Source organism: Streptomyces sp. NPDC043746 (genome assembly GCF_056436485.1).
In genome coordinates, this window is sequence record NZ_JBWKCM010000010.1 from 49,869 (window position 1) to 68,543 (window position 18,675).

Genomic DNA, 18,675 nt, shown 5'->3' on the forward strand with positions numbered 1-18,675 from the left:
GCCCGTCGCTCAGACGCTCATCGAGCGTGCCTGGTTGACCTGGCCCATCACGGTGGGGAAGGTGTGAGGACCCATGGCCGGGATCATCGTGCCGTGGTGGCGCCCGCCGCTGGCGACGGTCACCTGGACGAAGCCCACGGTCCGCTTCTCCTTCATCAGCAGGAAGAGCAGGCCGATCAGGCAGAACATGGCGAAGACGATCGCCAGCACGATCGCGTGCGCCGGGATCTTCTCCTCGGTGCGCGACATGTCGGTGGCCGTCCAGACCGCCCCCTTGAGCGGCATCGTCCCCGACGGCGTCACGACGGCGTCGCTCATGACCGTGATGTCCCCGATCGACAGCACCGGCACCCCGCCCTGGCCGGGCACGCCCTGGGACACGGGGAGGTACTGGCCGGGCATCGTCGGCTGCGCCGGGTGCGGGTAGCCGTAGCCGGGGCCGGGCTGGGTCGCGGACTCGGGGAGCGGCTGCGGATAGCCGTACGCGGGTGCGGCGCCCGGTGGGGGAAAGCCGTCGGCCACCGTCGGAGGGTGGGCGGGCTGCTGGGGAGGGCCCCACGTGTAGGCGTCGCCCGGTGCGGGATGCGGCTCGCTCATGGGGATCCCCGTTCTCTGTGCGTGTCTCGCTCCGGACGACCGTACCGCTCGTATCGCCCGTACGCAGCAACGGGCCCCGTCCGCCGGGGTCATGACGACCACGGCGGACGGAGCCCGTCAGGGTGCTGTGCGGGGGTGCCCGCCAGGATCAGAAGCGACGCGTGATGAGCGCGCGCTTCACCTCCTGGATCGCCTTGGTGACCTCGATGCCACGCGGGCAGGCGTCAGTGCAGTTGAACGTCGTACGGCAACGCCACACGCCGTCACGGTCGTTGAGGATCTCCAGCCGCTGCTCACCGGCCTCGTCGCGCGAGTCGAAGATGAAGCGGTGCGCGTTGACGATCGCCGCCGGGCCGAAGTACTGGCCGTCGTTCCAGAACACCGGGCACGAGGACGTGCACGCGGCGCACAGGATGCACTTGGTGGTGTCGTCGAACCGCTCGCGGTCCTCGGGGGACTGCAGGCGCTCGCGGGTCGGCTCGTTCCCCTTGGTGATGAGGAAGGGCATGACATCGTGGTACGCCTGGAAGAACGGGTCCATGTCGACCACGAGGTCCTTGAGGACCGTGAGGCCCTTGATGGCCTCCACCATGATCGGCTTCTCCGGGTTGATGTCCTTGATCAGCGTCTTGCAGGCGAGCCTGTTCTTGCCGTTGATCCGCATCGCGTCGGAACCGCAGATGCCGTGCGCGCAGGAACGGCGGAACGTCAGGGTCCCGTCGAGCTCCCACTTGATCTTGTGAAGGGCGTCGAGGACACGCTCCTTCGGGTCGATCTCGATCTGGAAGTCCTGCCACTGGACCTCGTCCGACACCTCGGGGTTGAAGCGGCGGATGCGGAACGTGGCCGTGATGAACGGGGAGTCGGCGAAGCCGGCCTCGGCGTTGCCGGTCTTGTCCAGGGTCGGGGTAGCCATCAGTACTTACGCTCCATCGGCTGGTAGCGGGTCGTCACGACCGGCTTGTAGTCGAGCCGGATCGACTCGGCGCCGTCGGCGGCCACCTCGCGGTACGCCATGGTGTGGCGCATGAAGTTGACGTCGTCGCGGTTCGGGTAGTCCTCGCGGTAGTGACCGCCGCGGGACTCCTTGCGGGCGAGCGCGGAGACCGCCATGACCTCGGCCAGGTCGAGCAGGTTGCCCAGCTCGATGGCCTCCAGCAGGTCGGTGTTGAACCGCTTGCCCTTGTCCTGGATGGAGACGTCTCGGTAGCGCTCGCGCAGCTCGGCGATCTTGGCGACCGCCGTCTTGATGGTCTGCTCGGTACGGAACACCATCACGTTGGCGTCCATGCACTCCTGCAGCTCCGTGCGCAGTTCGGCGACCCGCTCGGTGCCCGTCGAGTTGCGCAGCCGCTCCACCTGGTCGGCGACGAGCTGGGCCGGGTTCTCGGGCAGCTCGACGAAGTCGCTCTTCGCCGCGTACTCGGCGGCGGCGATGCCGGAGCGCTTGCCGAAGACGTTGATGTCGAGCAGCGAGTTGGTGCCGAGGCGGTTGGCGCCGTGCACGGAGACACAGGCGACCTCGCCGGCGGCGTACAGGCCCGGGACGACGGTGGTGTTGTCGGCCAGCACCTCGCCCTCGACGTTGGTCGGGATGCCGCCCATGGCGTAGTGCGCGGTCGGCTGGATCGGGATCGGGTCCGTGTAGGGCTCGATGCCGAGGTACGTCCGCGCGAACTCGGTGATGTCCGGGAGCTTGGCGTCCAGTTGCTCCGGCGGCAGGTGGGTGAGGTCCAGGTAGACGTGGTCGCCGGCCGGACCGCAGCCGCGGCCCTCGCGGATCTCCGTGTAGATGGAGCGCGAGACGACGTCACGCGAGGCGAGGTCCTTCATGACGGGCGCGTACTTCTCCATGAAGCGCTCGCCGTCCTTGTTGCGGAGGATGCCGCCCTCACCGCGGGCGCCCTCCGTCAGCAGGATGCCCATGCGCCAGATGCCCGTCGGGTGGAACTGGAAGAACTCCATGTCCTCCAGCGGCAGGCCGCGCCGGTAGCAGGCGGCCTGTCCGTCCCCGGTCAGGGTGTGGGCGTTGGACGTCACCTTGAAGAACTTGCCGGTGCCGCCGGAGGCGTAGACGACCGACTTCGCCTGGAAGATGTGGATCTCGCCGGTGGCCAGCTCGTACGCGACGACGCCGGCGGACTTCTTGACCCCGTCGACCTCGGTGATCAGCTGGTCCAGGACGTAGAACTCGTTGAAGAACTCCACGCCCTCCTTGACGCAGTTCTGGTACAGCGTCTGGAGGATCATGTGGCCGGTGCGGTCGCCCGAGTAGCAGGCACGACGGACCGGGGCCTCGCCGTGGCTGCGGGTGTGACCACCGAAGCGGCGCTGGTCGATCCTGCCCTCGGGCGTGCGGCCGAACGGCAGGCCCATCTTCTCCAGGTCGAGGACGGCGTCGATGGCCTCCTTCGCGAGGATCTCGGCGGCGTCCTGGTCGACCAGGTAGTCGCCGCCCTTGACCGTGTCGAAGGTGTGCCACTCCCAGTTGTCCTCCTCCACGTTGGCGAGCGCGGCGGCCATGCCGCCCTGCGCGGCGCCCGTGTGGGAGCGGGTGGGGTAGAGCTTCGTCAGCACGGCGGTACGGCTGCGCTTGGTCGACTCGATGGCCGCGCGCATGCCGGCGCCGCCGGCGCCGACGATGACGGTGTCGTACTTGTGGATCTGCATGGTTTTCCTCTGGTCCCTCTGTCCCGGCGCCTAGCGGATGTTCGGGTCGAAGGTGAAGATCACCAGCGTGCCCAGCAGGACGGTGAACACCGTGGCGGTGTACAGGAGCATCTTCAGCCAGAAGCGGGTCTTGTCCCGTTCGGCGTAGTCGTTGATGACCGTACGGAGGCCGTTGCCGCCGTGGAGCATGGCGAGCCACAGCATCAGCAGGTCCCAGACCTGCCAGAACGGCGAGGCCCAGCGGCCCGCCACGAAGGCGAAGCCGATCTTGGAGACGCCGCCGTCGAGCACCAGCTGGATCAGCAGGTGGCCGATGACGAGGACGGTCAGGAGGATGCCCGACAGGCGCATGAAGAGCCAGGCGTACATCTCGAAGTTGGTGCGCGAACCCTTGGGCGTCTTGCTGGTCCGCTTGCGCGGGGGCTCGATCACCGGGGCCGGGTTGTCGGCGTCGAATCGGCGCACAGGCTCAACGCCCTCGACGTCGCCGATCGCGGCTGCGGAAGAAGTCTCGCTGGACATGGGCCTCAGCTCCCGAAGACGTCGCGTACGGCGTGCCCGAGGACGGGGTACAGGGCCCCGACCATCAGCACGATCCAGATGCCCAGCACGGTCCAGAGCATCTGCTTCTGGAGGCGCGGGCCCTTGGCCCAGAAGTCCACGGCGATGATCCTAAGACCGTTCAGCGCGTGGAAGAGAATGGCGGCCACGAGGCCGTATTCGAGGAGCGCGACGATCGGCGTCTTGTACGTGGCCACGACGTCGTCGTAGGCCTCGGGGGAGACGCGGACGAGAGCGGTGTCCAGGACATGTACGAACAGGAAGAAGAAAATGAGGACACCGGTGACTCGATGAGCCACCCAGGACCACATGCCTTCCCGGCCGCGGTACAGCGTTCCAGCCGGCACGGAAGAACCCTCCGGGAGCGGGGATTGGGGTCGGCCGGCTTGACTGTCGGTCTGACCCGGCCGGGTACGGTCCACCGGCCCCGGCCATCGTAGCGACGCTTTGTCGGTTCGCTCGCGCGGGGGCCTCTGGTGTGATCAAAGTGGCAATCAAACAGGCACGTACGGGCTAGAGCGGGCCTTTCCGGGCTGCCGCTCCGGGCCGGTGGGGTCCGGCTCGCCGGACCCGGCTCACCAGCCCTCTGCCACCAGCTCCACCAGTCTGCTTCGGGCGAGTCGTCGCAGCTCATCGGCGGTGAGCGCCCGCTCGTCGTCCACTTCGTGGGTCAGCCGGACCCGAATGGCGGCCAGGACCTGGTCCACGGCCTGCGAGGGCGGGCAGGCGTGCAGGCAGATCACGAAGGAATGGCCGAATCTGCTCTCGTACGCCGCGTGCGCGGCCTGGAGTGCGAGGTGGGCGGCGCGGGGCGCGTCGTCGTGGAGGAGGGGGGCGGGCTCGGCGGCGAGCGCCTCCGCGATGTCCCGGGGTGCCAGGTCGTACCCCGCCTCGTCGGAGGCGGCCAGCAGGGACGGCAGGTCGGGGAAGGGCCGGTGGGCGGCCATCCGGTGGGCCCAGCGACGGCTGCCGCAGCACTCCAGGAGCGCGGCTTCGGCGGTGGTGAAGGGGGCCTCGTTGAACCGGGCGAGGCCGGCCGCCACCTGGGCGGGGGACAGGCCGGCGCCACCGCTGACCTGCGGCGGACGGCGGTGCTGCGCGGGTATGGCGAAGGGCCCGACCGGCGGCGCGGACTGCTCGGGCAGGCCGGCGGGGGACTCGCTGGACCTGGACAGCGTGGACTCCTCGGATCAACGGCATCTCTGCCCCTGAAGAGGGGCAGGAGGGCGACAAGGTTGCCCCCGCGGGGGCGTACGCGGGGTGAGCGCGAGGCGTACGCGGGGCGTGCGGAGGGCGTTCCGGAAGCGGGGCCTCCCGGGGTGGGGCCTCCCGGCGGCGTGATGTCCCGGGAACTTCCCGGGAGGGGGTGGAAGGGGGGCGAATGTGCCGCAACGCTAACGAGACCGGTCGGCGGCCGTCCGGGGGACCGGCTGAAAATCACCCGAACGGGAGAGTTTCGGAACGTTTGACGACCGTCCGGGACCCGGCTGACCTGCGGGACTGCGGGGTTCTGTACGCTCCGCGCTCGTTCTCAGTGGGCGGATCGGCGGCAGGAATGTCAGTCTTTCAGCCTATTCACCCATCCACCTCCCCTTTTGCGTCTCCTGGCCCCTATACCGGAGGAATCTGAGCGATGTCGCCCACGCGTGGTGCTCTCGTCACCGGCGCGGCCGCCACGGTCGCGGCCGCCGTCGTCCTCGCCGTCGTCGTCTGGCCGGAAGGCTCCGGCAGCCACCCCTCCCGCGACGCGGCGTCCCCGTCCGGGACCTCCGCCTCGGCGGCCGCGCCGTCGCCCTCCCGCAGCTATCCGCTCTCCAGCACCCCGAGCACGATCCCGGCGGTCCGCGAGCACACTGCCGCGCGCGGGCCCGGCTGGCAGCCCGGCGAGGACAGCACGGTCGTCATCGCCAAGGGCAGCGAGGTCCTCGCGGACGAGGCCCAGCTGCTCGCCAGGGAGCTGAACATCCACTACCGGGGCGCCGAGGAGGCCCGGGAGGGGGACGTCGAGCTGGCGCTCGGCGCGAAGGACCAGGGGCCCGCGGAGTCGTACACGCTCACCGTCCGCGACCGCAAGGTGCGGATCACCGGCCCCGACGAGTCGGGGGTGTTCTACGGCACCCGCACGCTCAAGCAGTCCCTGAAGGCGGACCGGACGGTGCCGGAGGGCGTGGTCAACGACCGCCCCGACCGCCCGCAGCGCGGACTGAACCTCGACATCGCCCGTAAGCACTACAGCGCGGAGTGGATAGAGGACCGCATACGGGAGATGGCCGACCTCAAGCTCAACCAGCTCGGCCTGCACTTCTCCGACGACCAGGCGTTCCGGATCGAGTCGAAGACCCACCCCGAGGTGGTCTCGGACGAGGCCCTGACCCAGGACGAGGTCCGCCGCATCGTGGGGCTCGCCAACAGCCTGCACATCGAAGTCGTCCCCGAGATCGACTCGCCCGGACACCTCGGCGCGGTGCTGCGCGCCCACCCCGACCTCCAGCTCCGCAACACCCAGGGGCGGGAGTCGCGCGGCTCCATCGACATCTCCAAGCCGGGCGCCGCCAAGCTGATCGACGAGCTGCTCGACGAGTACACCGACCTGTTCCCGGGGAAGTTCTGGCACCTGGGCGCCGACGAGTACCAGGCGCTGATGGTCCGCGACCCCGCCGCCTCCTACCCGCAGCTCCAGCGGGCCGCCGAGCAGAAGCACGGCGCCGGCGCCACGATCGAGGACCTCGCCACCGGCTGGCTCAACGACCGGGCCGCCGTGGTCGAGCCCAAGGGCCGCACCGCCAAGGCGTGGAACGACGGCCTCTTCCGGGACACGAAGGTCGTCGCGGACAAGAACATCGAGATCGAGTACTGGACCGGCAAGGAGATCGGCGCCCGGCCCCCGCAGGAGTACCTGGCGGCGGGCTACAAGCTGCTCAACCTCAACGACGAGTTCCTCTACTACGTGCTCGGGGAGCCGAACCAGTTCGTCTACCCCACCGGCAAGCGGATCTACGAGCAGTGGACCCCGATGGTGCTGCGTGGCACCGAGCCGGTGGCGGCGCGCTACTCGCCGCAGATCCTCGGCGGCCGGTTCGCGGTCTGGGGCGACCTGCCCAACGCGCAGACGACGCAGCAGGTCGCGGACGGCATCAGGATGCCGCTCGTGGCGACGGCGCAGAAGCTGTGGGACCCGCGGAAGCCGGAGCTGACCTGGGACGGGTTCCAGGAGCTGGCGACCCGCACGGGCAGCGCGGGCTGAGGAGGCGGGGCGGGCGGACCCTTTCGCGTACGGGGTGCTCCTGCGGGCCGGGTGGGTCGGCGGGCTCCGGGGCCGGCGGGGCCATGGGGCCATGGGGCCATGGGGCGGGGCTCCGGGGCCGGCGGGGCGGCCGGGTCGGGGCGTGGGTCTTTGGACAGGCGGCCCCTCCACGGGCTACGGTCCGCCGACCGCGTACTCCTGGGGAGGGACGCGCGAGGTCACCGGCCACATGGCGTGCGGGGCTGTGCCCTGGGGGCCCGCGCCCCGCACGGCCCGCGCCCTGGGGGGAACGTTCCATGCTCTGCGTCCGCTGCCGTACCGCACAGGCCGTCACCGACGACGGCCTCTGCACCTCCTGCCCGGGCACCAGGCCCGCGCTGCCCGGGCACCCGGAGCCCGTGGCCACCGGCCCCGGCGGCTGGGGCGTCGGGACCTGGCCGCGCTCGCCGGTCGGCCTCTCCCGGGCGGTGACCGCGCTGCTGGGCGTCGTCATCGTGACGGACCTGGCCGCCATCGGCTCGGGGCTCCACCTCCGCGCCCTGTGGCGGGGCCTCGTCGAGGAGGGCGACCCGGCCGTGCACGGCAGCCGGGGCATGGCGGCCGAGCGGCTCCACTCGGTGGTCGGGACCGGCCAGGGGGCCGTCTTCGTGGCCACCGCCGTCGTCTTCATCATCTGGTTCCACCGCACCCGCCGGAACGCCGAGGTCTTCGACCCGGGCGCGCAGAAGATGGGGCCGGGCTGGTCGGTCGGCGGCTGGTTCGTGCCGGTCGCCAACCTCTGGTTCCCCTACCGGGTGGCCGACGGCGTCTGGGCGGGCAGCGTCGCCCCGGGCCCCGGCGGCGGCAGGCCCACCGGCTCCCGGGCACCGCTCCACCTCTGGTGGGCCGCGTGGATCGCCTCCACGTTCCTGGACCGGTTCACCGCACGGATGGAGGAAAGGGCCGAGACCCCGGAGGAGACCGCGCAGGGACTCGGACTGGTGGCGGCGGCCGACGCGTTCGAGATCGTCTCCGCGGTGCTGGCCATCGTCTTCGTCCGCGCTCTGACCCGGACGCAGGTGGCGCGGGCGGCGCTGTGGGCCCCGCAGGTCCGGGCCGGGCAGTCGACGGCTCCGTAACCCCTCGGACAGCTCCCCGTCAGGCCACCCCGTACGACGGCCCGGTGACGGAAAACGGCCTGCCCCGACGCCGATAGTGACGATTTTCAGCCACTCGGCGCAGTACGCGGTAGACCGAGGGAGATGTCGATGAGTCTGCTCGAACTGATCGGATCCGCCGACGAGCGCGCGCTCGCCGCCAGTGCTGTGGCCTGCCTGGACCGCTGCCTGCCGCTGCTCACGGGGCCGGACGGGCCCGAGCCGATGCGGCCGCTCTGGGCGAGCTGCGAGAACGGGCGGGATTGGGCCATCCGCCTCACGGCCGTCCGCGCGGAGCTGGACGACGCGGCGGCGCGGGAGGGCGAGGTCGAGGCCGACGGGGACGGTCCGGCCGCCCAGGTGCGCGCCATGCTGGAGGCCGCCCCCACCGACTTCGCCCCCGCGCCGCTACGGGAGTGGGCGGACGCCTGCTCGTCGGTCGCGCTGGAGATCCACGGCCGGTTCGACGCCCCGGACGGACACGCCTCGCAGGGCGCCGCCGACCTCCTGGAAGCAGCACGCGCCGGTGGGGCGGAGGGGGTGGGGCCGCTGGCGGCGGGGGAGCTGGAGCGCCAGATCCGGATCCTGGAGATCCTCGCGGAGACCACCGGCACGGCGGGCAGCGGGGCCGGGGTGCGCAAGGCCCTGGACCTGTCGACGGAGGGGCGCCGGGTGCTGCGCGCGGTGATGTCGCGCCGAGCCCGTATCCGGGGCTGACCGCGTCACCCGCTTCGCGCAGCTTCCCCGGACTCCGGACCTCGAAAGGGATAAAATCGGCCATAAGCCGCGAGGTGTGTGCGTCCGGCTCTTCGGCCGGTACGGCCATGCCCCAGTCGAAGAGGAGCCGCGCAGATGTCCACCACCACGGAGCACCGCCCCCACGCCGACCACGACCACCGGCACGCTCCGGGCTGCGGCCACGTCGCGGTCCCGCACGAGGACCACGTCGACTACGTCCACGACACCCACCTGCACCGGGTGCACGGCGACCACGTGGACGAATGCGCGAAGCCCGGACACGAGGTCCACGAGGGCCACGACCACCAGCACGGCCAGGACTGCGGCCACGTCGCCGTCCCGCACGGCGACCACGTCGACTACGTCCACGACGGCCACCGCCATTCGGCGCACGACGGCCACTGGGACGACCACTGACACAGGGCCGTGGCCGCCGCGGGCCGTAGCGACCGGCAGCGGCTCGGGCGGCTGCCCCTTACCCCGCCTGCGCGCCGCCTCCCCGGCGGACGCGGTCGAGGACGTCGCGGTGCAGGGCCTCCAGGCCGGCGGGGGGCAGCGGGACGGGGCTGCCGGTGAGGACGTACCACTCCTCCGCGCCGGTGTACTGGACGGCGACGTCGGCGCGCCCGTCGGGCCGCAGGGTGGTGGAGACCGTCAACTCACCCGTGACGACACCCACCTCGTCGGTCATCGCCCCGCCGCGCCCCGCCTCGACGTCGTCCACGAACTGCTGCGTCTGGGCCGGGTCGGGTCCGTTCATGAGGTGCTTCCGTTCACGAGAGTTACAGTTTCACGGGCCACGGCCCCACGGGCACGGGCGCATGGGCCCCAGGTTCACGAGCCCCGGTTTCACGAGCCGCAGGTGTCCAGCATCTCGGTGAGCGTCTCCTTCTCCGCCTCCGTCACCGAGAGTTCGTACGAGGCCTTCACCGACACCCAAGCGCGGGAGTAGGTGCACCAGTACGCCTTGGACGGCGGCTGCCACTCGTCCGGCCCCTGGTCGCCCTTGGAGCGGTTGGACGACGCCGACACCGCCAGCAGCTGAGGGCGCGTCAGGTCGTTGGCGAACTCCTTGCGCTTCTCCTGCGTCCACGTCCTGGCCCCGGAGCGCCAGGCGTTGGCGAGCGGCACCATGTGGTCGATGTCCAGGTCGCGGGCCTCGGTGAAGGCCTTGTCGTCGTAGACGCTGGTCCACTTCCCGGCGACCGCCCGGCACTGCTCGTCCCGCTCGACGCCGGTGCCGTCACGCTCCAGCACGGTCTCCCGCGTGTCGCAGGACTCGCCCTGCGCGGCCCAGTGGGGGAACTTCGCCCGGCTGTAGCCGGCCATCGAACCGTGCCGGGCCACCGTCAGCCCCGCCAGTTCCTCCCGCGCCTGCTCCGCGGTGGGTATGCCCGGCAGGGTGGAGTCGTCGGCCCCCGTGCCGCCCCCGCCGCCGGATCCGCTGGATGCCGAGGCGGACGGCTTGCCGTCCGCCGGCTCGGGCTGCGTCGCGTCCTCGATCGCCGCACACCCGGCCACCGCGAGCACGGCCGCGACCGCCAGCCCCCGCCGCCACCAGCTCTGTCGCCTCGTCATGACCTGGCCCACCCCATGCAGTTCGCCGCCGATTCCTCTGGTCCAGCAGCCTAACGGCTCTCTCCTTCCCTGCCCGGTTCCGTCCGGTTGTGCCCGTCGGGCCGGACGCACCGTGAAACAATGCGCATCGCCAGGCAGTCACGAGTGGAGGAGACGGATCCCGGATGTTCGATGCTCTGAAGGGCCTGAAGGAAAAGGCCGAGACTCTCGCCGAAGCCCACGGGGACAAGATCTCCGACGGGCTGGAGAAGGCGGGCGACTTCATCGACAGCAAGACCGACGGCAAGCACAGCGACAAGATCGACACTGCCGTCGACAAGGCCCAGGAGTACGTCCAGAGCCTCGGCGAGAAGAAGGACTGACGCCCAGGCGCCCCTCCCGCCGTACGCCGGGGACCGGACCCCCGCGGACCGGCCTGCCCCCGCCTGCTCGGTCACGGCCGAAGGCGCGGCTCGACCGTGGCGGTCGGCGGGCGTCGCGGTCTCAGGCGTCGGCGAGGAGCGGGTCGTACGGGGTGTTCGTGCGACGGCCCGACATGAAGGAGACGAAGTCGCCCACGAAGGCGCTGCGACCGTATACGCCCTCGGTGGCGAGGTCGCGGTGGAAGGCGGTGCGGAACAGGGCGCGGTACTCGTCGGCGTCGATGGTGCCGTTGCCGTCCCTGTCGGTCGCGTCGAAGAGGACCTCTGCCACGCGGATGAGCGCGGGCCCGGCGAGGGTGGGAACGCCGGCGGCGTACTCGTCGGCGCTGACGCGGCCGTCGCCGTCCGTGTCGAGGGCCGCCTGGAGCTCGCGCCACCAGGCGGCGAAGGCGTCGTAGAGCCGGGTCTCCTCAGGTTCGTCGAGGTCGAGGCGGGTGGCCAGTTCACGCGCCATGGCGGCGAGGTCGGGCCAGTCGAGGTAGCCGTCGCCCGTCTGGTCCAGGACCCGATGGAAGAACTCCTTCGCCCCACGTCGGCCCTCTCCCGCCGCCGACGCCGGGGCGGGACCGTCACCCTCGCCCAGCGGGGTGAGCAGACGGATCAGGGCCGCTGCCCGCTTGGCGCGGTTACGCAGCCCGGCCACGGTGCGGGCGCGGGGATCGTCGCTGTCGGGCCGGAGCGAGAGGGTCTCGATGACGGCTTCGGCGTTGATCCAGCCCTCGGGCAGGAACCGGGCGAGTCCGGCCGTGAGGTAGGCGCCCTGCATGAGGGCCGGGGCTCCGGGCATCTCGGGCAGGCCGGCCTTGCGCCGGTAGGCCTCCGGGAGCGAGGCGACGGTGACGGCCCCCAGAAGCGGGCCGACGACGGCCCGGCCGGCCGCCCACAGGGTCGGTGCGCCTTCGAGCAGGGCGGGGGCGGGCAGGTGGTCGAAGAGCCGGTAGAGGATGACACGGGCCGCTTCGGTGTTCTCCAGCTCGTCCTCGACCATCCGGTCGTAGTACCGCCAGAAGTCGTTCAGCTCCTTTGGCAGCGCCCCGGCGTCGCCGTCGAGCGCGGAGAGGAACGCGCGGTACTCGGCGTACAGGCGCTCCATCGTGTCCTGGTCGAGCGGCTGGCCGCTGAGCCGGCACATGGTGACGGCGCTCTCGAAGAGGGTGGCGACCACCCACGCGCGGGCGCCGCGGTCCATGGCGTCGTAGCCGCGGCCGCGGGAGTCGGAGCCGCTCATGCGGGCGTGCAGCCTGTTGAGCCGGGCGGCCTCCCGTTCGCGTACCGCCGGGTCGGGGTCGAACATGCGCCGCATGCTGAGGAAGGTGTTGCGCAGCCGACGCCAGGGGTGGGTGACGAAGGTGGAGTTGTCGGCGAGCGCCGCGCCGATCTGCGGGTGGGCGGCTTCCAGCACGGTGGCGCGGATGATGGCCAGGGCCCAGCGCGGGTCGTCGAAGAAGGCGCAGAACGGTGGTTCCGTCGCGAACAGGGGCGCTCGGCCGGTCGTCTCCGTGGTTCCGGTCGTCATGACGGATCTCCGTTCGTCCGGGGCGGCACGCCGCCGAAGCGGCGGTCACGGCCGTGATAGGTGTGCAGGCAGGCCAGGAACTCGGGAGCTCGGAAGTCGGGCCACAGAACCTCGGGGAAGACCCACTCGGCGTACGCCACCTGCCAGAGCATGAAGTTGGAGATGCGCTGTTCCCCGGAGGTACGGATGACGAGGTCCACGTCGGGGGTGTCGGGGAACGGAAGATGATCCGCGAAGAGCCGCTCGGTCACCTCGTCGGCGGGCGTCCCGCTGCGGATGAGCGACCGTGCGGCCTCGACGATGTCCCGGCGTCCTCCGTGGTCGAAGGCGATCGTCAGCGTCATCCCCCGGTTGTCGGCGGTCAGCGTGGCCAGGTCGTCGAAGTCCTGGACCAGCTCCCGGGGCAGGCGCGGATCCGCCGCCCCGAGGAAGCGGCAGCGGATGCCGCGGGCGAGCAGCAGCGGTGCGTGCTTGCGCACCACCCGGCGGACCAGCCGCATGAGGTAGTCCACTTCGGAGCCGGGGCGGCTCCAGTTCTCGGTGGAGAAGGCGTAGAGGCTGAGCCATTCGACGCCGCGGGCGCGGGCCGCCTCGATGATGTCGATCACCGTGGCCTCAGCGGCGCGATGGCCCGCCGTCCGGGGAAGCGACCGCATCCGTGCCCAACGGCCGTTGCCGTCCATCACACAGGCCACGTGCCGCGGAACCGGGCCCCCTGCCCGGTCGTCCCACCGCTCCCCGGCGCCGAGCCGGTGCCCGGCCTTCGCGCCGCCTGGACACCGGGCATCCGAGTCCGCCACACCGACCCCCTCACTCTCCCCCGGCGAGCCGGTCGCCCCCGACGCGCTCGGCCCCGCCCGCCCCCACCGCCACCTCGCACGCTTAGGCCGGGGCGCTGCCTCCGGGAGAAGCCTGACCGCAGGGAACGCTCCCGGCCGGCCAAACAGGAGGCTGTCACCCTTGGTTCACCTGTCCGATTCACCTCGAAGCCCGACCGCTCCCACCGGTGGGCGGGGCCCGGGCGGTGCGCCCCCGGCTGATCAGCGCACCGGCCGGTCCTCTTCCTACGGATGCCGGGAGTCGCGAGAGGGCGACTGCGGCGGGCTGTCGGCGGAGCACACGGTGTTCCGCGACGGCGGTCAGTGCAGAAAGCGATGCCAGTCGAGAAGCGCGCCCTCACGGAGGCGCAGCTCGTGGAGGACATACGCGCCCGACCTCTGCCGGGCCCAACCGGGCATCAGAACACGGTTCTTGAGGTCAGGGTGCTCGGCCAGAGGGAAGGGCGTGCGCAGTCCGTGGGCGATCTTGGCCCGGAACCGGTCGTCCCAGTTGTCCGGACCGACGGGTGCTCCTGGCCCCCGGGCGTCGATGACGCGACGCGCGCGATCGACCACCGCCTCGTTCACCCCTTCCTGCAGGCGGCGGAAGTCGGCGGTCGGGGCCTTGCGCATGACACGTACGTGGTGGGTGATCTGCTCCCCGTTCCAGTAGCGCCGGACCCGGAAGGAGAGCAGCTGCCTGGTCCCGTCCACGCCGGGGTGCCTGTCGCGCGACCACGCTTCGATGGCCATCAGGTCGCTCAGGGGGATGCGCGTGGTGCGTCCCCGGGGCGAGGGCCGGAGCCGGGACGTGATCTCCAGCGTCTCCCCGTCGAAGGCGAGCCGGGTGAACAGGGTCGCCGCGGTCAGGGGGCGACCGACCGGCAATGCGTCACCGGCACCGGACTGGTTCGTGGCCGCAGTGTGGCCCAGGACGAGCGACCGCACAACGAGGCGTCGCCTCCCGGCGCCGGGAGGCGACCGGTCGTGGGGCCCGGCGCGCCGGACCGAACCCGCTCACCTGGTCGCCAGGGGGCTGGGACGGCCAACGGCGCCCCGAGGAGCGGGCCTGGCCCGGTCGTCCTCCGCGCCATTCCCAGAGGTTTCGCGTGGCGGCGGATCCTGCCCGTGGTGACGGTGGTGACGGTGGTGAAGGGGATACCCCCGCGCCCGCGACTCGGGCCTCCAGGCCCTCGGCCGTTCCGATCCACAGAACGGCGAGGGTGCGGCCGGAGGCCGCCAGGCGTGCCTGCAAGGTGCGGATCGCGGTGAGAGCGGGGTACGTGCGACCGCCGGTGCCGCCTCCCGTCACGATCAGGCGGAAGACGGTCGTCTGCTGAGGCGCGGTGTTCACGCAGGGCACTCCAGTGGCTGCTGTCCGGTGATCGTTCGCGATCATCCCGGCGACGGGAGCGGTTGGATTGAGCCCTTGAGCGCCCTCTTCGAGGAGCTGGTTCTGAGCTCACGCAGCGTCTGAGCGCTGGAAAGTGCTGCTCACCGGGGTGACTGGTGTCGGGGAACGCGCTCACCCGGAAGGATTCGCTCGCGCGTCGGTCACGCCGTTGGTCGCGGAGGAGCTAGGCGGCTTACGACGTACCTGGTCCGAGCGTGGGCGGAGAGGAGCGACGACCGGGGCCGCCACCCCCCACAGGAGAGGCCCCGGCCGTCTTCCACGGGGTCGCAGCACGACCCCGTACTCATCTCAGCGCCGCCGCTGCGTTTTCTGTCACACCGCCCCGAGGGCCGCGAATTGTTGCGAGTTGTACAAGCCATGGACGTGACCCCTGCCGACCACGTAGCGTGCTGAGTCGCGCAGAGTGGCGCGGCAGTGGTGACCAGCTGCGATTTGGACAGCAGGGCGGGTTGAGGGAGTGCTGGGGGACGACGCGGAGCTGACCGCCGCGGTGCTCGCGGCACAGGACGGGGACGAGGACGCTTTCCGTGCTGTGTACCGCGCTGTGCAGCCGCGGCTGTTGGGTTACATACGGACGCTGGTGGGGGAACCGGACGCCGAGGACGTGGCGTCCGAGGCCTGGCTCCAGATAGCGCGCGACCTTGACCGGTTCAGCGGGGACGCCGACAGGTTCCGGGGGTGGGCGGCCCGGATCGCCCGCAACCGCTCGCTCGACCATCTCCGGATGCGCAGCCGCCGCCCCGCGATCGGCGGCGACGAGACCGAGCTGACCGGCCGGCCCGCCGAGTCCGACACCGCCGGTGACGCCATGGAGGCGCTCGACACCGACCGCACGATGTCCCTCATCGCCCAGCTCCCGCAGGACCAGGCCGAGGCCGTCGTCCTGCGCGTGGTCGTCGGTCTGGACGCCAAGAGCGCCGCCCAGACCCTCGGCAAGCGCCCGGGCGCCGTACGGACCGCCGCCCACCGGGGCCTCAAGCGCCTGGCCGAACTCCTCGGGGAGCAGCGGCCCGACGCGCCCAGCCCTGCCAGTGTGCCGCCCGCGCCTGCCGGGGGGTCTCCCGCCGCGTCCGGTGGCCGTTCCGGCACCCGCACCCGTAGCGGGGCCGCGTCCGGTACGGGAGCGGTCCCCAGCGGCGGATCCGTGACCGGCAGTGGTGCCGGGCCTACTGGTGGCTCCATGACCGGTGGCCGTACCGCGACCGGCGGTTCCGGTCCCGGCAGCGGACCCGGCCTCGGCGGTGGCCCCGACGCGGGAGGCCGGGCCTCGGCGCAGAGGGCCGGGAGCGACGCAGGTCGGGGCGGGGCCGGTGGTGCGGAACTCGGTGCCGTACCCTCTCAGCGCCCCGGTAGGGGCGGTCCGGTGGCGCCGGCCGTGGTCACTCCCGGTGTGACGCATTCGCGACCGTGGACGCAGAGGGACATGTGATGGCCGACGAGCAGTACGAGTGGCTCGACAAGGACGCGGCGGAGAAACTGCTCCGCGGCGAACCGGTCGTACCCCTCGGTGACCAGGCCCGCGGCGACGCCCTCCGGCTCGCCGAAGCACTCGGTGCGGCCCGTGCCGCCCGCCGCGCCCCGGCCGGTGAACTCCCCGGTGAGGACGCCGTGCTCACCGCCTTCCGGCAGGCCACCCGGTCCGGCCGGGACCGGCTCGCCGGGCGCAGCGCGGGACCCGCCCTCCCCGGGCAGCCCGGAACCCTGCACTCCGTCCACATCGGTGCCGCTCCCGCCGCCCCGCCCCGCCGCCCGCGCTGGAGCCGCCCGGTCCGCTTCGGCCTGGCCGTCTCGCTCGCCGGGTGCGCTCTCGGCGGTGTGGCCGTCGCCGCCGGTACGGGGGTCCTCCCGGGCCCCTTCGGCGGCCAGGACTCACCCGCGCCCGCCTCCTCTGTGTCCGCGGCCACCCCCGAACCGCTGGTCTCCCGGCTGCCCGCCGACGACCCGTCCACCGCGCGCGACCCGTCGCCGCCCGACGACCCCGACCCGGTCTCCTCGCCCGAGAGCCGGCAGTCCGGCGCGCCGGAGGAGGCCGAGCGGCCAGAGACCGGCGGCATCGACGCGGAAGCGGACGGCGGCGACCGTACGGGCGACCGCAACCGGCCCGGTGGGTCCGTCGGACCGGGCGCGTCCGGCGGCGCCGATGCGGCGGGCGGATCGGGCGGATCGGGCGGATCGGGGCGCGAGAACGCCACCAAGGACCCGGCCGGCCGCGACGAGCGCCCCGACGTCTCCGGCGGCCACGACCAGGGCGGCAACTGGTACGAGAAGTCCGTCAAGGCGTGCAAGGCGTTCCGCGACGGCACCCTCGACGAGCGGAGCCGACGGCAGCTGGTCCAGCTGGCCAAGGGCGAGGAGAACCTGGAGCGCTTCTGCGACCGGCTCCTCGGCGGGGCCGGTTCCGGCGGTCCCGGAAGCGGCGGCGGTGATGGCGACGGCGACGGCGGCTCCCTGCCGCCCGTCTCCTTCGAACCCGCCCCGCCCCGCGCGGGCGGCGAGCGCCGGGTCGACGCCGGCGTGCGCGCGGAGGCGGAGGCGGTGGCTCCGATGAGGTCGGCGGCTCCTGCCCCGACTGCCCTGCTCACCCGCTGACCTGGGCTTTCCTTCCCCCGCGTGTCGGCCTCCCGCCCCCGTACGCAGGTGCATTTCCGCTGCGTACCAAGGCCTCCCGCACGGGCAGCCCGCTCCAGGTGTGACGTTTTTCGAGCGCCGGGCGCAGTACAGAGTGAGCCGACTGGTCATCGGCAGCGCGACGAGCCGGGGTTCCCCCCGTACCTTCGGCTCAGCGCATCGGCGCGGGCGGGACACGTTCCCCCGGTCCCGCCCGCGCCCTCCCACTCCTCAGGCACTGCCTGGGGCCCTCACCAGTAGATGACGACCTTGTCGCCGTTCTTCACCTGGTCGAAGAGGGCCGCGACCTTCTTCCGGTCCCGTACGTTCACACACCCGTGCGAGGCCCCGGCGTAGCCGTTGGCCGCGAAGTCGGCGGAGTAGTGCACGGCCTGGCCGCCGCTGAAGAAGAGGGCGTACGGCATCGGGGTGTCGTACAGCGTCGACACATGGTCCCGGGACTTCCAGAACACCGTGAACTCACCCTCCCGCGTGGGCGTGTACTCCGAGCCGAAGCGCACGTCCATCGCCGAGACCACCCGGCCGTCGATCATCCACGCCAGCGTCCGGCTCTTCTTGCTGACGCAGAGCACCCGGCCGGTCAGGCAGCGCTCGTCCGGCTTCGCCACCGGCCGCTCGGTCGGCGGGTCCAGCTCGTCGGCCGTCGGCGTACGGGTCATGGCCAGCAGCTTCTGCCAGGTGGCCGCGTCCGTCGCGCCGGTCCCCTCCGTACCTCGCTTGAGCTGGAAGGACCGGACGGCCTCGGCCGTGACCGTGCCGTAGTAGCCGGTGGGGTTGCGCCCGAAGTGTCCGATCTGCCGCAGCCGCGCCTGCAGCTCCCGCACCTGAGGCCCCTCGGAGCCCGTCCGCAACAGAGCCTCGGGCTGCGGAGGAGCCGTGCTCGGGCGGGGCGCAGGGGAGGGTGGTGGGGTGGTGGGCGGCCTGGTGGGTGCGAGTGTGGGCGTTGGCGCGGGTGCCGTGCTGGTGCCGGGGGTGGCCGTGGGCGTGGTGCCGTCGGCCTTTCCGTCCTGGGTGGGGGAGGGCGCCGCGGTGGTGGCCGGTGCCGGTGGCTGTCGGAGCGCGTCGGCGACCGGGTCCTGCGGCCCGCACCCCGCCGCGAGGGCGGCTATCGCGAGGACTCCGGCCGTGGTCACGGTCGCCGTACGCCTGCCGCGCGGGCTCCCGTGCCGGTGACCCCGGAGGGAGGGGGCGCCGCCGTATGTGCCGGTGCTGTACGGGCCGTTGCTGTACGGGCCTTGGCCGTACGGGTCGCCGTCGCCCCCGTTCCCGTACGCGTCGCTCGCCATGCCGACGTTGCCCACGTTCCTGCGCGCCATCCCCGCCATCCCCACCCGTCCCCCGTGCTCGTGTCCG

General features: G+C 72.1%; 19 protein-coding genes and 1 pseudogene. 7 read left to right on the plus strand and 13 right to left on the minus strand.

The features are described 5' to 3' along the window. Nucleotides 1-9: 9 nt before the first annotated feature. The 6 genes from AC0682_RS13560 to AC0682_RS13585 all read right to left on the minus strand — a co-directional run bounded on the left by AC0682_RS13560 (nt 10) and on the right by AC0682_RS13585 (nt 4,871). Complete coding sequence (locus tag AC0682_RS13560; protein WP_478532882.1) at nt 10-597, minus strand: hypothetical protein; 588 nt, start codon at nt 595-597, stop codon at nt 10-12. 148 nt (nt 598-745) lie between these two features. Continuing rightward, nucleotides 746-1,513 (minus strand): succinate dehydrogenase iron-sulfur subunit, encoded by a 768-nt coding sequence (locus AC0682_RS13565; protein WP_070205313.1) that lies wholly within the window; start codon nt 1,511-1,513, stop codon nt 746-748. Then, the gene (gene sdhA / locus AC0682_RS13570) at nt 1,513-3,267 is read right to left on the minus strand and encodes a succinate dehydrogenase flavoprotein subunit (RefSeq protein WP_478532884.1); all 1,755 of its coding nucleotides are present in this window, start codon (nt 3,265-3,267) and stop codon (nt 1,513-1,515) included. Before sdhA ends, AC0682_RS13565 begins: the two co-directional genes overlap by 1 nt. 30 nt (nt 3,268-3,297) lie before the next feature. Next, nucleotides 3,298-3,789, minus strand: a complete 492-nt coding sequence (locus AC0682_RS13575) for a succinate dehydrogenase hydrophobic membrane anchor subunit (protein ID WP_478532885.1) — start codon at nt 3,787-3,789, stop codon at nt 3,298-3,300. Nucleotides 3,790-3,794: 5 nt separating this feature from the next. Beyond that, the gene (gene sdhC / locus AC0682_RS13580; RefSeq protein ID WP_006127027.1) at nt 3,795-4,175 is read right to left on the minus strand and encodes a succinate dehydrogenase, cytochrome b556 subunit; all 381 of its coding nucleotides are present in this window, start codon (nt 4,173-4,175) and stop codon (nt 3,795-3,797) included. Nucleotides 4,176-4,403: 228 nt separating this feature from the next. Beyond that, nucleotides 4,404-4,871, minus strand: a complete 468-nt coding sequence (locus tag AC0682_RS13585; RefSeq protein ID WP_478532886.1) for a 2-oxo-4-hydroxy-4-carboxy-5-ureidoimidazoline decarboxylase — start codon at nt 4,869-4,871, stop codon at nt 4,404-4,406. Between the two features lie 590 nt (nt 4,872-5,461). Between AC0682_RS13585 and AC0682_RS13590 the strand changes: the two genes are divergently transcribed. The 4 genes from AC0682_RS13590 (at nt 5,462) to AC0682_RS13605 (ending at nt 9,363) form a co-directional block, all read left to right on the plus strand. Further along, complete coding sequence (locus AC0682_RS13590) at nt 5,462-7,072, plus strand: family 20 glycosylhydrolase (protein ID WP_478532888.1); 1,611 nt, start codon at nt 5,462-5,464, stop codon at nt 7,070-7,072. A gap of 296 nt (nt 7,073-7,368) precedes the next feature. Beyond that, a complete protein-coding gene (locus tag AC0682_RS13595) occupies nt 7,369-8,190 on the plus strand; it encodes a DUF4328 domain-containing protein (RefSeq protein WP_478532889.1) in 822 nt (273 codons plus the stop codon). A gap of 129 nt (nt 8,191-8,319) precedes the next feature. Further along, nucleotides 8,320-8,925: a hypothetical protein gene (locus AC0682_RS13600; RefSeq protein WP_478532891.1), complete on the plus strand. Its 606-nt coding sequence runs from the start codon at nt 8,320-8,322 to the stop codon at nt 8,923-8,925. Between the two features lie 135 nt (nt 8,926-9,060). Next, nucleotides 9,061-9,363, plus strand: coding sequence for a hypothetical protein (locus tag AC0682_RS13605; RefSeq protein ID WP_478532893.1), 303 nt, complete (start codon nt 9,061-9,063; stop codon nt 9,361-9,363). Nucleotides 9,364-9,421: 58 nt separating this feature from the next. Here AC0682_RS13605 and AC0682_RS13610 read toward each other — a convergent pair whose 3' ends face one another. Together AC0682_RS13610 and AC0682_RS13615 are read right to left on the minus strand one after the other, a co-directional pair. Beyond that, entirely contained in the window at nt 9,422-9,706 is a 285-nt protein-coding gene (locus AC0682_RS13610; RefSeq protein WP_478532894.1) for a hypothetical protein, read from the minus strand. Nucleotides 9,707-9,795: 89 nt separating this feature from the next. Next, nucleotides 9,796-10,524, minus strand: a complete 729-nt coding sequence (locus AC0682_RS13615) for an HNH endonuclease family protein (RefSeq protein WP_478532896.1) — start codon at nt 10,522-10,524, stop codon at nt 9,796-9,798. Between the two features lie 164 nt (nt 10,525-10,688). Between AC0682_RS13615 and AC0682_RS13620 the strand changes: the two genes are divergently transcribed. Further along, on the plus strand, nt 10,689-10,886 hold the full coding sequence (locus tag AC0682_RS13620; protein ID WP_478532897.1) for an antitoxin: 198 nt from the start codon (nt 10,689-10,691) through the stop codon (nt 10,884-10,886). A 121-nt stretch (nt 10,887-11,007) separates the two neighbouring features. On the opposite strand, the gene AC0682_RS13625 is transcribed toward AC0682_RS13620, so the two are convergent. The 4 genes and pseudogenes from AC0682_RS13625 to AC0682_RS13640 all read right to left on the minus strand — a co-directional run. Continuing rightward, the gene (locus tag AC0682_RS13625) at nt 11,008-12,462 is read right to left on the minus strand and encodes an oxygenase MpaB family protein (RefSeq protein ID WP_478532898.1); all 1,455 of its coding nucleotides are present in this window, start codon (nt 12,460-12,462) and stop codon (nt 11,008-11,010) included. Then, complete coding sequence (uppS, locus tag AC0682_RS13630; RefSeq protein ID WP_478533033.1) at nt 12,459-13,157, minus strand: polyprenyl diphosphate synthase; 699 nt, start codon at nt 13,155-13,157, stop codon at nt 12,459-12,461. The genes AC0682_RS13625 and uppS overlap by 4 nt, the downstream gene beginning before the upstream one ends. A 444-nt stretch (nt 13,158-13,601) precedes the next feature. After that, complete coding sequence (locus AC0682_RS13635) at nt 13,602-14,228, minus strand: hypothetical protein (protein ID WP_478533046.1); 627 nt, start codon at nt 14,226-14,228, stop codon at nt 13,602-13,604. Between the two features lie 143 nt (nt 14,229-14,371). Beyond that, a pseudogene (locus AC0682_RS13640) lies at nt 14,372-14,679 on the minus strand (glycosyltransferase); the annotation flags it as partial. A gap of 472 nt (nt 14,680-15,151) precedes the next feature. On the opposite strand from AC0682_RS13640, the gene AC0682_RS13645 reads away from it, so the two are divergent. Both AC0682_RS13645 and AC0682_RS13650 read left to right on the plus strand, forming a co-directional pair. Beyond that, nucleotides 15,152-16,123, plus strand: coding sequence for an RNA polymerase sigma factor (locus AC0682_RS13645; protein WP_478532899.1), 972 nt, complete (start codon nt 15,152-15,154; stop codon nt 16,121-16,123). After that, nucleotides 16,123-17,283, plus strand: a complete 1,161-nt coding sequence (locus tag AC0682_RS13650; protein WP_478532900.1) for a hypothetical protein — start codon at nt 16,123-16,125, stop codon at nt 17,281-17,283. Before AC0682_RS13645 ends, AC0682_RS13650 begins: the two co-directional genes overlap by 1 nt. 269 nt (nt 17,284-17,552) lie before the next feature. Here AC0682_RS13650 and AC0682_RS13655 read toward each other — a convergent pair whose 3' ends face one another. Continuing rightward, on the minus strand, nt 17,553-18,647 hold the full coding sequence (locus AC0682_RS13655) for a L,D-transpeptidase family protein (protein ID WP_478532902.1): 1,095 nt from the start codon (nt 18,645-18,647) through the stop codon (nt 17,553-17,555). Between the last annotated feature and the right edge of the window lie 28 nt (nt 18,648-18,675).

Bases quoted from the DNA above. Each gene is read 5' to 3' on its own strand.
- AC0682_RS13560 (WP_478532882.1), bottom strand. From the start codon at position 597: ATGAGCGAGCCGCATCCCGCACCGGGCGACGCCTACACGTGGGGCCCT.
- AC0682_RS13565 (WP_070205313.1), bottom strand. From the start codon at position 1,513: ATGGCTACCCCGACCCTGGACAAGACCGGCAACGCCGAGGCCGGCTTC.
- sdhA (WP_478532884.1), bottom strand. From the start codon at position 3,267: ATGCAGATCCACAAGTACGACACCGTCATCGTCGGCGCCGGCGGCGCC.
- AC0682_RS13575 (WP_478532885.1), bottom strand. From the start codon at position 3,789: ATGTCCAGCGAGACTTCTTCCGCAGCCGCGATCGGCGACGTCGAGGGC.
- AC0682_RS13590 (WP_478532888.1), top strand. From the start codon at position 5,462: ATGTCGCCCACGCGTGGTGCTCTCGTCACCGGCGCGGCCGCCACGGTC.
- AC0682_RS13595 (WP_478532889.1), top strand. From the start codon at position 7,369: ATGCTCTGCGTCCGCTGCCGTACCGCACAGGCCGTCACCGACGACGGC.
- AC0682_RS13600 (WP_478532891.1), top strand. From the start codon at position 8,320: ATGAGTCTGCTCGAACTGATCGGATCCGCCGACGAGCGCGCGCTCGCC.
- AC0682_RS13605 (WP_478532893.1), top strand. From the start codon at position 9,061: ATGTCCACCACCACGGAGCACCGCCCCCACGCCGACCACGACCACCGG.
- AC0682_RS13610 (WP_478532894.1), bottom strand. From the start codon at position 9,706: ATGAACGGACCCGACCCGGCCCAGACGCAGCAGTTCGTGGACGACGTC.
- AC0682_RS13615 (WP_478532896.1), bottom strand. From the start codon at position 10,524: ATGACGAGGCGACAGAGCTGGTGGCGGCGGGGGCTGGCGGTCGCGGCC.
- AC0682_RS13620 (WP_478532897.1), top strand. From the start codon at position 10,689: ATGTTCGATGCTCTGAAGGGCCTGAAGGAAAAGGCCGAGACTCTCGCC.
- AC0682_RS13625 (WP_478532898.1), bottom strand. From the start codon at position 12,462: ATGACGACCGGAACCACGGAGACGACCGGCCGAGCGCCCCTGTTCGCG.
- AC0682_RS13650 (WP_478532900.1), top strand. From the start codon at position 16,123: ATGGCCGACGAGCAGTACGAGTGGCTCGACAAGGACGCGGCGGAGAAA.
- AC0682_RS13655 (WP_478532902.1), bottom strand. From the start codon at position 18,647: ATGGCGGGGATGGCGCGCAGGAACGTGGGCAACGTCGGCATGGCGAGC.